An 11,556-nucleotide genomic window follows, 5' to 3' on the forward strand; every position below is an offset into this window, starting at 1 on the left:
TGGATCGAGGCTGATCGCAATGGCCCTGCTCGAAGTCGACAACCTCCAGACCCATTTCCGCACCCCTGGCGGCATCAACCGCGCCGTCGACGGCGTATCCTTCCATGTCAATGAAGGCGAGACGCTGGCCATCGTCGGCGAGTCCGGCTGCGGCAAGTCGGTGACCTCGATGTCCTTGATGCGGCTGATCCCGGAGCCGCCGGGCCGGATCGCAGGCAGCATCCGCTTTGCGGGCAAGGACCTCCTCAAGCTGTCCGATCGCGAGATGCGCGCCATCCGCGGCAACGACATCTCGATGATCTTCCAGGAGCCGATGACCAGCCTCAATCCGGTCCTCACCGTCGGCCGCCAGATCCGCGAGACGCTGATGATCCATCAGGGCCTGGACAAGCAGGCCGCCGAGGCGCACGCGATCGAGATGCTGACGCTGGTCGGCATCCCCGAGCCGGGGCGGCGGGTGCGCGAATATCCGCACCAGCTCTCCGGCGGCATGCGCCAGCGCGTGATGATCGCCATCGCGCTCGCCTGCAACCCGAAGCTTCTGATCGCGGACGAGCCCACCACCGCGCTCGACGTGACGATCCAGGCCCAGATCCTCAAGCTGATGCTGGACCTCAAGCGCCGGGTCGGCGCCGCCATCATCCTGATCACCCACGATCTCGGCGTCGTTGCCGAGATCGCCGAGCGCGTCATGGTGATGTATGCCGGCCGCAAGGTCGAGGAGGCGCCGGTCGCCGAACTGTTCCGCTCCCCGCGTCATCCCTACACGCAAGGCCTGTTGGGCGCGGTGCCGCGGCTCGGCTCCTCGCTGACGGGCACCGCGAGGCGGCTGGCCGAGATTCCCGGGCAGGTGCCGGATCTGCGCAAGCCGATCGTCGGCTGCGTCTTCGCCGGCCGCTGCGCGCTCGCGACCGATCTGTGCCGGCAATACGCGCCGGGGCTCGAAGAGAAGGGCCCGCGCCACATCGCCGCCTGTCATTACGCGGCCAAGGGAGCCGTCGCGGCATGAGCCCTCCGTTGCTCCAGGTCAACGACCTCAAGAAACATTTTCCGGTCAAGGCCGGGCTGTTCAGCCGCAAATCCGAATTCGTCTATGCGGTCGACGGCGTGTCCTTCGAGATCGCGCGCGGCGAAACGCTGTCGCTGGTCGGCGAGTCCGGCTGCGGCAAGTCGACGGTCGGCCGCGCCATCCTGCGGCTGTTCGACATCACCGCGGGGCAGGTGATCCTCGACGGCCAGCGTATCGACGATGCCGCGCCGAGCACGATGCGCCAGATGCGACGGCGCGTGCAGGTGGTGTTCCAGGATCCGTTCTCCAGCCTCAACCCGCGCATGCGGGTGCGCGATATCCTGGCCGAGCCGATCCGCAATTTCGGCCTCGCCAAATCCGCAGAGGATCTCGAAGTTCGCCTCACAGCGCTGATGGACACCGTGCGATTGCCGCGCGAGGCGCTCAATCGTAGGCCGCACGAATTCTCCGGCGGCCAGCGTCAGCGCATCGGCATCGCCCGGGCGCTTGCGGCCGAGCCCGAGCTGATCGTGTGCGACGAGGCGGTGTCGGCGCTCGACGTCTCGGTCAAGGCGCAGATCGTCAATCTGCTGCAGGATCTCCAGAGCGAGTTCGGCCTCGCGCTGCTCTTCATCAGCCACGACCTCGCGATCGTCGAGCACATGACCCACCGGGTTGCGGTGATGTATCTCGGCAAGATCGTGGAGGTGGCGCCGCGCCGCGAGATCTTTGCCGCGCCCAGACATCCCTATACCAAGGCGCTGCTCTCCGCGGTGCCGCTGCCGGAGCCGGGTGCCCAGCGCAATCCGATCATCCTCAAGGGCGACGTGCCGAGCCCGATCAATCCGCCGAAGGGCTGCCGCTTCCACACCCGCTGCCCGCTCGTCTTCGATCGCTGCCGGGTCGAGGAGCCGGTGCTTCGCGCAGCCGGAGCCGAGCAATGGGTGGCCTGTCATCTCGAAGAGGGCGCGCCAGCGGCGAGCCCTGAAGGGTGAGATTCGCGTTGGAAATTCGTTAGCAAAAACAACCCCGTTCTACTGTGCATGGGGTTGTTTTCGCGTTTTTGACGTGGCCGGCCTCAGCCTTGGCGGCGCAGGAAGCCGGTGATCGTGACCTTGTCCCAGATCCCGGCGGCGGCAAAGGGATCGGCGCGGTTGAAGGCCTCGACCTCGCTGCGGCCGGGGGCCTCGATCAGGAACAGGCTGCCGATCATGGTCTGGCCGTCGTCGGAGACGAGCGGCCCCGACATCACGATCTTGACGCCGAAGCGCGAGGTGTCGCTCAGGAACGCCTTGTGGGCATCGTAATTGGCGAGCCGGGTCGGCAGCGCCCCGGCGCGGTCGAGGGCGTGAATGGCGAACAGCATGGGGTCTCCGTTTCTTGACTTGGTTTTGGGACGGCCGCTACGGCGGCCGTCCGGGCGTGATGGGTGGACTTACTTGGCGCCAAGCTTGCCGGCGTCCTCGAAGGTCGGGCAGGTGCGCTGCTCCAGCGGCACATCGAACGGCTGGTAGTTGTCCTTGGTGATGACGGTCGGCTTCAGCACGATCTCGCTGATGACGGGCTGATTGCGCAAGGAGCGGATCGCCATCATGGTGCCGAGGCAGCCTTGCGCAAAGCCGTTGTAGTCGCCGCTGGCGAGCAGCTTGCCGGACTTGATCGCGTCGATCGCCTCCTTGGTGCCGTTGATGCCGATCACCTGCGCCTTGCGGTTGGCGCCGTCGAGGGCTTCGATCGCGCCGACCGCCATGGCGTCGTTGGCGGCAAGCACGCCGTCGATCTGCGAATTCGACTGCATCAGGTTCTCCATGACCTGGAGCGCCTGCAGCCGCTGGTAATTGCCGGGCTGCGAGGCCAGCAGCTTGGCGCCGGGCGCTTCCTTCAGCGCGTCGTTGAAGCCGCGGACGCGGTCGACATTGGTCAGCGAGCCCTTGACGCCCTCGATGATGACGATGTTGCCCTTGCCGCCGAGCGTCTTCAGCAGGAAGCGTGCGGTCTCCAGGCCGAGGCTGTAATCGTCGGCGCCGACGAAGGACAGGAACTTGCCGCCCGCGGAGCGATCAGTGATGTTGACGACCGGGATCTTGGCCTCGTTGATCTTCTCGACCCCCGGCACCATCGCCTTGTAGTCGACCGGCGTGAACACGATCGCGCTCGGCTTCTTCACCACGACGTCCTCGATCTGGCTGAGCTGCTCGGGGATCGAGTCCGGCTTGGTCGGGATGTATTGCAGCGTCTTCGCGTTCAGCGTCTTCGCCATGCTGTCGGCGCCGACTCGCACCGTCTGGAAGAACGGGTTGGTCTGGTTCTTGGTGAAGACGGCGATGGTCTCGCCGTCAGCACGGGCCTGTGTCGTGAACGCGGCAGCCACCAATAACGGCACTGCCAAATATCCCAGTTTCTGTTTCATGTTGCCTCCATCCCTCGTTTTGCTTGTTGGACCTCTTGGAACTCATTGCGTGCGCCGGCGCGTCTTCATGTCGAGCCAGACCGCGAGAATGACGATGATGCCGGTCACCAGCGGCTGCCAGTTGGCGCTGACCGAGAGCAGGTTCATGCCGTTCAGCACCAGTGTCAGGATCAACGCGCCGATGAAGGTGCCGAACACGGTGCCGACGCCGCCGAACAGCGAGGTGCCGCCGATCAGCACGGCCGCGATCGCCGGCAACGTCAGGCTTTCGCCGATGTCGGCTTCGGCTGAATTGAGCCGCGACAGGAAGATGATCGAGGCGAGCCCCGCCATGAGGCCGGAGACGGCATAGACCAGCAGCAGGCGCCGCGCGACCGGAATGCCGGAGAGCCGCGCCGCGACCGGATTGGCGCCGATCGCATAGATCTCCTGGCCCCAGATCGTGCGCTGTGCGAAGAACGTGCCGATCCCGAGAAACACCAGCAGCAGGTAGACCGGGATCGGAAGGCCGAACAGATAGCCGCTGCCGATCTGGCGGAAGCCGGCCGGGAAGCCGTGCAGGGTCTCGCCGGCCATGTACCAATAGGTGAGGCCGTTCAGCACCCAGAGCATGCCGTAGGTGGCGATGAAGGAGGGGATGCGGAGCGCGGTGACCATGATGCCGTTGAGCAGTCCAACGATGCCGCCGCAGGCAAGTCCGGTGAGGATGCCGAGCGCCGGCGAGCCGGTCTTGTGGATCACGGTGCCGGCGATGCAGGCCGACAGCGCCACATTGGCGCCGACGGAAAGATCGAGGCCGGCTGTCAGCACCACCAGCGTCAGTCCGGAGGCGATGAAGAAGGTCAGGCTTGCCTGGCGGAGCACGTTGAGGATGTTGCCGAGGCTGAGGAAGGAATCGCTGAGCACGGCGAGCACGGCACAAATCAGAAGCGCCGCCAGCAGGCGGTAGAACACCTGGATCGCGTCCTGCGACAGGAAGGAGCGGGGCGGCATGATCGCCTCTTTGCTGATGTCGGTCATGCGCGGCTCCTGAGACCATCGAGGAACAGCGCGACGATGACGAGGACGCCGACACTGGCAACCTGCACCGAGGAGGGCAGCGAGATCAGGTTCAGCCCGTTGCGGAGCACGCCGACGGAGAGGACGCCGAGCAGGGTGCCGAGCAACCAGCCATTGCCGCGCTCGAACGAGGTGCCGCCGACGGCGACGGCCGCGATGGCATCGAATTCGAGGCCGAGGCCGGCGGTGGGGTGACCGGAATTCATCCGCGCGGTCATCAGCAGGCCGGCGATGCCGGCCATGGCGCCGCCGATCGCGTAGACCGCGATCAGCAGCCGGTTCGGCGACAGCCCGGCATAGCGTAAGGCTTCGCGGTTGCCGCCGAGCGCGAAGATGTAGGTGCCGAAACGGGTGTGATAGAGCAGGCCGTGGAACGCAGCGTAGGTGACCAGCGCCATCACGATCGGCACGGGAATGCCGACTAGCGTCGCCGAATAGATGTCGCGCACGCTGTGGGGAATGCCGACCACGCTCTGGCCGTCGCTGACGATCAGCGACAGGCCCTGCGCCATGCCGAGCGTGCCCAGCGTCGCGACGAAGGGCGGAATGCCGAGGATCGCCACCAGCCAGCCGTTGACGGTGCCGAAGGCCACGCCGACCAGCAGGCCGGCACCCAAGCCCAGCAGCATCGACTTGGTCGCGAGCGAGACGATGGCGACGCAGAGCGAGGTCAGCGTCAGCACCGCGCCCATCGACAGGTCGAGCCCCTCGGTCATGATGATCAGCGTCATCGGCAGCGCGAGCATGGTCAGGATGGTCGACTGGACCAACACGTTGGAGAGATTCGCGACCGACAGGAATCCGGGCGCGATCGCGCCGAACAGGGCGATGAGCAGCACCAGCACGATGGCAACGCCGGGAATGCGTTGCAGCGGATTGGGCTCTGAAGCGACTGCGGCCTCACGCATGATGCATCCCCAATCGCACGATGTTCTCCTCGGTCAGTTCGTTGCGGGTCAGATGTCCGGCAATGCGCCCCTCGCGCATCACATAGGCGCGGTCGCAGACATGGCAGATCTCGATCTGCTCGGACGAGATCATCAGCGCCGCCGCGCCGTCGGCGACCAGGCGGTCGATCAGCGCAAAGATCTCGGACTTGGCGCCAATGTCGATGCCGCGCGTCGGCTCGTCGAAGATGAAGAGTTTCGAGCCGGCCGCCAGCCACTTGCCGATCACGACCTTCTGCTGGTTGCCGCCGGAGAGCAGGCCGACGGTCTGTCGCGCGCTCGGGGTTGCGATGCGCAGCTGACGAATCAGGCCGTCGGCAGTGCGCTGTGCCCTGCGTTGGTCGAACAGGCCGCTCGGAAAAAGCTTTCGCAGCGCCGATACCACGAGATTGTCGCTGACCGAGCGCAGCAGCGCGAGGCCTTCGCTCTTGCGGCTCTCGGGGATCAGCGCAATGCCGCGGCGGGCGGCGAGGTCGGGCTCGCCGGAAATGCTCTTGCCGTCGAAGATGATCTCGCCTGACGTCATGGGATCGGCACCGAAGATGGCGCGCGCGACCTCGCTGCGGCCGGAGCCGACCAGGCCGCACAGGCCGACGATCTCGCCCCGGCGTACCTCGATGTTGATGTCGGAGATGCCGGTTGGCGCGGTCAGGCCCTTGACCTCGAGCAGCAGCTCGCCGGGCTTGTCGGCAAAATGGCGCGGATAGGTCATGTCGACGTTGCGGCCGACCATCATGCGGACGAGCTGGTCCGGCGTCACGTCGGCGGGGCGAACGCCGTCGATACGGCGGCCGTCGCGCAGCACCGTGATGCGATCGCCGAGCGCGAACACCTCCGCCATGCGATGCGAGATATAGACGATGGCGACGCCGTCGGCCTTCAGCCGCGCGATCAGCGCAAACAGCAGCTCGGTCTCGCGGTCGGAGAGCGCCGCGGTCGGCTCGTCCATCACGAGGATGCGGGCGTCCTGGCTGATTGCCTTGGCGATCTCGACCATCTGCTGCTGGGCCACGCCGAGCTTTTCGACAGTGGTGGAGGGATCGATGTCGAAGCCGATCGTATCGAGCACGCGCTTCGCATCGGCCAGGATCTTGCGCCGGTCGATGGTGCCCGGAATGCGGCCTTTGGGCTCGCGGCCGAGGAAGATGTTCTGCGCGATGTCGAGATGGGGGACGAGCGAGAATTCCTGGAAGATCACGGCAATGCCGAGCTTCTGCGCGTCGGCGGTGGAAGCGATCGCGACCTTCTCGCCCTTGTAGAAGAACTCGCCGGCATCGGCGCCATAGGCACCGCACAGCACCTTCATCAGGCTCGACTTGCCGGCGCCGTTCTCGCCCAGCAGCATGTGCACTTCGCCGGGATAGACGGCAAAGGACACATCATCCAGCGCCTTGACGCCGGGAAACTCCTTGCTGATGCCGCGCAGCTCCAGCAGCGGGGTGGGCGAGGAGACCTCGATCGGGAGCGCGTCGCTCATGCCGTCTCCTTCATGCTTTGGCTCCGCTCGCAAAGATCTTGCCGGGATTCATCAGGCCATTCGGATCGAGCGCGGTCTTGATCGACCGCATCACGTCGACGGCCTCGCCGAGCTCGTCGGTGAGATAGTCGATCTTGCCGAGCCCGATGCCGTGCTCTCCGGTGCAGGTGCCGTCCATGGCGATGGCACGGGCGACCATGCGGGCCTGCAGCGCCTTGGCGCCTTCGGCTTCCTCCGGCTTGGCCGGATCGATCAGGATCAGCATGTGAAAGTTGCCGTCGCCGACATGGCCGACGATCGGTGCGGTGAAGCCGTGCTCGTCCGCGTCCCGCCGCGTCTCGGTCAGGCATTCCGCCAGCCGCGAGATCGGCACGCAGACATCGGTGATCACCGCGCGCGCACCCGGCCGCAGGCCCAGGCCGGCATAGAGCGTGTTGTCGCGGGCGTGCCAGAGCCGGCTGCGGTCCTCCGGTGCTTTGGCCCAGGCAAAGCCATGGCCGCCATGATCGGCGGCGATCGTCTGCGCGGTCTCGGCCTGCTCGGCGACGGAGCTCTCGGAACCATGGAATTCGAAGAACAGGGTCGGTGCCTCGCGATAGCCGAGCTTGGCGTAGGCGTTGATGCCGCGCATCATGACGTCGTCGAGCAGCTCGATGCGGGCCACGGGGATCGCGGACTGAATCACTGAGATCGCGGTGTCTACAGCGTCATGCAGCGTATCGAAGCTGCACACGGCAGCCGAGATCGCCTGCGGCACCGGATGCACCTTCAACGTGATTTCAGTGATCACACCGAGCGTGCCTTCCGCACCGACGAACATGCGGGTCAGGTCATAGCCCGCTGCCGATTTCCGCGCGCGCCTGGCGGTGCGGATCACGCGGCCATCGGCCAGCACCACCTCGAGCGCCATGACGTTGTCCTTCATGGTGCCGTAGCGCACGGCCATGGTGCCGGAGGCGCGCGTCGAGGCCATGCCGCCGATCGAAGCGTCGGCGCCGGGATCGATCGGGAAGAACAGGCCGGTATTGCGCAGCTCCGCATTGAGCTGCTTGCGGGTGATGCCCGGCTGCACCACGACGTCCATGTCGCTGTCGTGCACGGCCAGAACTTTGTTCATGCGTGCGAAGTCGAGGCAGACGCCGCCCGCGACCGCGGCCGCGTTGCCTTCGAGCGAGGTGCCGGCGCCGAACGGCACGATCGGCACGGCTGCGCCGGCGCACAGCTTGACGATCTCGGCCACTTCCTGTGTCGTCTCGGGAAAGACGACGATGTCGGGCGGCAGACTGCGATAATGCGACTCGCTCTGCCCATGCTGATCGAGCACGCCGCGCGCAACGCTCGCGCGCGGGCCGATCATGCCGGTGAGGCGATCGGCCAATATGCTCGTGCTGACCCGAGGTCCCATTCGCAGCTCCCTGTCTGCCCGATCGCGGACTCTTGCGGTCCGCTGTGTGTCGTCCGGCTTAGGCGGCTCTTGCGTTGCTCGCAACCTGCTTCAAGCCGAAATCATAGTTGAGATGAAAATACTCGCGCTCCACCATGCGACCATCCGGCGCACGGCCGGCGGGATGTCGGACGAACTCCCGGATCAGGCTGTCCTTGACGCCGAACACCACGTCGCTGTCGAGATACTGGTCGCCGGCAACGAACACGTGCGTCACGAGTTGTTCGAAACCGGGCGCCGAGATCATGACGTGCACATGCGCCGGGCGCCAGGGATGGCGTCCCTGCGCCTCCAGCATGTCGCCGACCGGCCCGTCATGCGGGATCGGATAGGCGGCCGGCTTGATCGACCAGAAATGGAAGCGGCCGTTGGCATCGGTGTGGAAGCGGGCGCGCATCGCGAGATCGCCGATCCGGTCGAGCTGCTGCACGTCGTAATAGCCGTCATCGTCGGAGTGCCAGACGTCGACGATGGCGCCCGCCAGCGGCTTGCCGTCGACGGTCGAGACCGAACCGGTGACCAGCATCGGGTCGCCTTCCATCGGGCCGGAGATATCGGCGCCGTTGTCCTTCTCGGGCGCGGCCTGCACGAAGAACGGCCCGAGCACGGTGGTCTCGGTCGCGCCTTCCGGCACCGGATGGTTGATGGCATCCACCAGCATGGAGACGCCGAGCGTGTCCGACAGCAGGATGAACTCCTGGCGCTTGTCGTTGCACATGTGTCCTGTGCGGGTCAGGAAGTCGATGCCGAATTCCCATTCCTTCTGGGTCGGCCGCACCTCGCGGACGAAGGCGTGCAAGTGCCGCACCAGCGCTTCGCTCACCTGCTTGATGCGCGGATCGGTCGCGCCCGCGATCCGCTCCAGCACCGCATCCGTGATCGTGTTTTCGTTGAAGTTACGCATAGGGACTCCGTGGGTCAGAGCTCTGGTTCGCCGAGGCCGGACAGCCGCTCGAGATGCTTGACGGTGGCAATGAAATCGGTGTCGCCGTCGCCTTGGGCGACCAGCGAGCCATAGGTCTCGCGCACTTGCGCGGCGAGCTGAAGCGGCACGCCGACGGCGTGGCCGGCGCCCAGGATCAGGTCGAGGTCCTTGGCCATCTGCTTGCAGGAAAAGGTGGACTGGAAATCGCGAGTCCGCAGCGGCGCGGTCTTGTACTTGACCATGGGCGAAGCGACCGCGCTGTCGTCGAGCACCTTCAGGATGTCCGGCCAGGCGATGCCGCCTTTGCGCGCCAGCGCGAGGCTCTCTGCCATCATCGCGGCCGAGACCGCGATCATCAGATTGACCGATAGTTTTGCATAGCGCGCTTCTTCAGCGGGCCCAAGATAGGTCTGCGCGCGGGTGAAGGCCGCGAACAGGGGCTGGAGTGTCTCGAACGCGTCCTTGGGGCCGGAGACGAAGCAGGTCAGGGCGCCGGTGTGGACGATGCTGGCGTTGCCGGAGACCGGCGAACGCAGATAGGCGATGCCGCGCGCCTGAGCTGCCGCTGCAACTTCAGTTGAAGCTTCGACGCTGACGGTGCTGGTCTCGATCAGGACGGCACCCGGCGCCATCGCGGCGATGAGGCCGGTGGAACCGAGCAGCGCGGCGCGCAAGGCGGCGTCGTCGGGCAGGGAGGTGATGACCGCGGTCTTGCCGCTGACGGCCTCGGCCAGCGCGGCCGCAGTTGAAATGCCCTGTGCGCGTGCCTCATTGAGCCGCGCCGTGCTCTGATCGGATGCGGTGACGGCGTAGCCGGCCTTGGCAACGAGCACCGACATCGGCAGGCCCATCTTGCCGATCCCGATGAATGCGATGTTCCTTGAGCTGTCTGTCATTATTGTTGTCCGTTGGCGCTGCTAGGCAGCGCGTCCTTGTCGTTCGATGTCCTGCACCAGCCTCCGGCCGGATTGCGCCAGCAGCTTCTTCTTGGTCTCCAGCCCCTCGACCAGCAGTCGGCCGTTCCGCTTCTTCCAGGCGCCGCCGATCATCACGGCCTCGATGTTGGCAAGGCTCGTCTGCATCACGACGGTTGCGACGGGATCATGTACCGGGTGGAGATTGAGGTCGGAGGCGCTGATGATGACGAGGTCGGCGAGCTTGCCTGGCGTCAGCGAGCCGACCTGGTGCTCGCGGCCGAGCATGCGGGCGCCTTCCGTCGTAATCCAGCGCAGCGCCTCGCGCACAGGGATCGTGGTCGTCGCCGGAATCGTGCCGCCGGTCTTTCGCGACTCCGCATTGTCGAGCGCGCGCTGCATCGACAGCGCAACGCGCGCGGCGGAGAGGAGATCGCCGGCCAGCACGGATTCCAGATCAATGCCAATGGTCGGCCGCACGCCGCGCTTGAGCAGCCGGCCGGTGATCGGGAAGCCGTGGCCCTGGATCATCTCGTTCTCCGGCGTGACCGAGAAGGACACGCCGAGATCGACGAGATGATCGAGCAGATCGTCAGGCAGATCGTTGCCGTGGACGATGTTGATGCCGGAGCCGACGAGGCCGGCCTCGATCAGCCTGTCCCAGCCGCCCGGGGTCTTGGCCGGACCGCCGCCCTGGTGCATGGATGCGATCAGCTTGTGCTCACGCGCCAGACGGAAATCCTGCATTGCGACGTCGAGCGTCGAATAATGTGGGCCGAGAATGGCGAGCCCGAGCGTGACGAGGCCGTCGCGGTCGGCGAGGGGCCCCGCCAGCAGCCGCTCAACCTCGCGGCGCGGATGCGGCACTTCCGAGAAATGCGGCTCGCCCAGCTTCGGCTCCGGCTTCGGTGAGCCATGGAAGAAGGCGGCGCGGATGCCGCTCTCGATCAGGCCGCGCACAGCCGCGTCGGTGTGATCGGGCGTCGGATTGTTGTGGCACCAGTCGACCAGTGTGGTGACGCCATGGTTGATCTGGTTCAGCGCGCCGACCAGCGTTGCGATATGGATATCGTCGGGCCGGAACACGGTGGCCAGGCCCGCATGCATGCGGCGGAAATATTCCAGCAGCGTCCAGTTCGCGGCAAAGCCGCGCAAGCCGGTTTGCCAGGTGTGCATATGCGCGTTGATCAGGCCGGGGATGACGATGCGGCCCTTGCCGTCAATGATCTCCGTGTCCGCCGCGATATCGATCGTCGGCCGCACGTCGGCGATGCGACTGCCCTCGACCAGCACGTCGCCGGTTGCGAGGTCGCCGATCGAGTCATCCATACTGATGATCGTTGCAGATCTGATCAGCGTGCGCGGCATCGT

The 11,556-nt window shown here is 65.9% G+C and carries 11 protein-coding genes; 2 read left to right on the top strand and 9 right to left on the bottom strand.

Going from position 1 to position 11,556, the window contains the following annotated elements:
- Positions 1 to 19: 19 nt before the first annotated feature.
- Both AC066S_RS06950 and AC066S_RS06955 read left to right on the top strand, forming a co-directional pair.
- Entirely contained in the window at positions 20 to 1,009 is a 990-nt protein-coding gene (locus tag AC066S_RS06950; RefSeq protein ID WP_164718421.1) for an ABC transporter ATP-binding protein, read from the top strand.
- Positions 1,006 to 2,004 carry an ABC transporter ATP-binding protein gene (locus AC066S_RS06955; protein ID WP_126255963.1) on the top strand — a complete coding sequence of 333 codons (999 nt, stop codon included), beginning with the start codon at positions 1,006 to 1,008 and terminating at the stop codon, positions 2,002 to 2,004. Before AC066S_RS06950 ends, AC066S_RS06955 begins: the two co-directional genes overlap by 4 nt.
- Before the next feature lie 83 nt (positions 2,005 to 2,087).
- On the opposite strand, the gene AC066S_RS06960 is transcribed toward AC066S_RS06955, so the two are convergent.
- The 9 genes from AC066S_RS06960 to AC066S_RS07000 all read right to left on the bottom strand — a co-directional run bounded on the left by AC066S_RS06960 (position 2,088) and on the right by AC066S_RS07000 (position 11,553).
- Positions 2,088 to 2,375, bottom strand: a complete 288-nt coding sequence (locus tag AC066S_RS06960) for a YciI family protein (protein WP_135168278.1) — start codon at positions 2,373 to 2,375, stop codon at positions 2,088 to 2,090.
- Between the two features lie 69 nt (positions 2,376 to 2,444).
- Positions 2,445 to 3,419, bottom strand: a complete 975-nt coding sequence (locus AC066S_RS06965; protein ID WP_126255961.1) for a sugar ABC transporter substrate-binding protein — start codon at positions 3,417 to 3,419, stop codon at positions 2,445 to 2,447.
- A gap of 42 nt (positions 3,420 to 3,461) precedes the next feature.
- Positions 3,462 to 4,439: an ABC transporter permease gene (locus AC066S_RS06970; protein ID WP_126255960.1), complete on the bottom strand. Its 978-nt coding sequence runs from the start codon at positions 4,437 to 4,439 to the stop codon at positions 3,462 to 3,464.
- Positions 4,436 to 5,386: an ABC transporter permease gene (locus AC066S_RS06975; RefSeq protein ID WP_135164021.1), complete on the bottom strand. Its 951-nt coding sequence runs from the start codon at positions 5,384 to 5,386 to the stop codon at positions 4,436 to 4,438. Before AC066S_RS06975 ends, AC066S_RS06970 begins: the two co-directional genes overlap by 4 nt.
- Entirely contained in the window at positions 5,379 to 6,902 is a 1,524-nt protein-coding gene (locus AC066S_RS06980) for a sugar ABC transporter ATP-binding protein (RefSeq protein WP_478269275.1), read from the bottom strand. The genes AC066S_RS06975 and AC066S_RS06980 overlap by 8 nt, the downstream gene beginning before the upstream one ends.
- Positions 6,903 to 6,912: 10 nt before the next feature.
- Complete coding sequence (locus AC066S_RS06985) at positions 6,913 to 8,307, bottom strand: FAD-linked oxidase C-terminal domain-containing protein (protein ID WP_478269276.1); 1,395 nt, start codon at positions 8,305 to 8,307, stop codon at positions 6,913 to 6,915.
- A 58-nt stretch (positions 8,308 to 8,365) separates the two neighbouring features.
- A complete protein-coding gene (locus AC066S_RS06990; protein ID WP_478269277.1) occupies positions 8,366 to 9,250 on the bottom strand; it encodes an intradiol ring-cleavage dioxygenase in 885 nt (294 codons plus the stop codon).
- Positions 9,251 to 9,264: 14 nt separating this feature from the next.
- A complete protein-coding gene (locus AC066S_RS06995; RefSeq protein WP_478269278.1) occupies positions 9,265 to 10,167 on the bottom strand; it encodes an NAD(P)-dependent oxidoreductase in 903 nt (300 codons plus the stop codon).
- Between the two features lie 21 nt (positions 10,168 to 10,188).
- Positions 10,189 to 11,553: an amidohydrolase family protein gene (locus AC066S_RS07000; RefSeq protein WP_478269279.1), complete on the bottom strand. Its 1,365-nt coding sequence runs from the start codon at positions 11,551 to 11,553 to the stop codon at positions 10,189 to 10,191.
- Positions 11,554 to 11,556: the final 3 nt, after the last annotated feature.

The organism is Bradyrhizobium sp. CFUWI, from assembly GCF_056429085.1.

Excerpts from the sequence above, each read along its gene's own strand:
- AC066S_RS06950 (WP_164718421.1), top strand. The coding sequence starts at position 20 with ATGGCCCTGCTCGAAGTCGACAACCTCCAGACCCATTTCCGCACCCCT.
- AC066S_RS06955 (WP_126255963.1), top strand. The coding sequence starts at position 1,006 with ATGAGCCCTCCGTTGCTCCAGGTCAACGACCTCAAGAAACATTTTCCG.
- AC066S_RS06960 (WP_135168278.1), bottom strand. The coding sequence starts at position 2,375 with ATGCTGTTCGCCATTCACGCCCTCGACCGCGCCGGGGCGCTGCCGACC.
- AC066S_RS06965 (WP_126255961.1), bottom strand. The coding sequence starts at position 3,419 with ATGAAACAGAAACTGGGATATTTGGCAGTGCCGTTATTGGTGGCTGCC.
- AC066S_RS06970 (WP_126255960.1), bottom strand. The coding sequence starts at position 4,439 with ATGACCGACATCAGCAAAGAGGCGATCATGCCGCCCCGCTCCTTCCTG.
- AC066S_RS06975 (WP_135164021.1), bottom strand. The coding sequence starts at position 5,386 with ATGCGTGAGGCCGCAGTCGCTTCAGAGCCCAATCCGCTGCAACGCATT.
- AC066S_RS06980 (WP_478269275.1), bottom strand. The coding sequence starts at position 6,902 with ATGAGCGACGCGCTCCCGATCGAGGTCTCCTCGCCCACCCCGCTGCTG.
- AC066S_RS06985 (WP_478269276.1), bottom strand. The coding sequence starts at position 8,307 with ATGGGACCTCGGGTCAGCACGAGCATATTGGCCGATCGCCTCACCGGC.
- AC066S_RS06990 (WP_478269277.1), bottom strand. The coding sequence starts at position 9,250 with ATGCGTAACTTCAACGAAAACACGATCACGGATGCGGTGCTGGAGCGG.
- AC066S_RS06995 (WP_478269278.1), bottom strand. The coding sequence starts at position 10,167 with ATGACAGACAGCTCAAGGAACATCGCATTCATCGGGATCGGCAAGATG.
- AC066S_RS07000 (WP_478269279.1), bottom strand. The coding sequence starts at position 11,553 with ATGCCGCGCACGCTGATCAGATCTGCAACGATCATCAGTATGGATGAC.